Annotated in this window: 1 protein-coding gene; it reads right to left on the reverse strand. The window is 50.3% G+C overall.

Annotated elements, in window-relative coordinates; genetic code table 11:
• Positions 1 to 306 (reverse strand): hypothetical protein (locus SJI00_RS22450; RefSeq protein ID WP_322463872.1); only part of this gene is annotated, 306 nt, incomplete at both ends.

Here is a 306-nt window from a genome sequence, read left to right on the forward strand (position 1 = left end):
TGCTGTCTGGCCTTCTAGAGTGGCGGAAAACTGGATCTGAATCCAATGGCCTAACCACTTTTCGGGCATCCTTTCTCCCCTGTAGATTGATGCTTTTCCCAACACGCTAGGCCTCAACAGAATATTCAGCAGCGATTGCATTTGATCGGCATGCCCGGATTCTTCAGTCCATTTCGGTATCGCGCCATAGCCCCAATTGCAGCGGTATAGCCAGAGGCGTAACCCTTCTCGTCTGTAACGATTTGCAGCCATGCTGACAAGTAGATAAGCAACACCGAGTACAACTGTGATTACGATTGCAGGGCC

The organism is Pseudomonas gebzensis (genome assembly GCF_034427815.1).
Taxonomy (GTDB): Bacteria; Pseudomonadota; Gammaproteobacteria; order Pseudomonadales; family Pseudomonadaceae; genus Aquipseudomonas.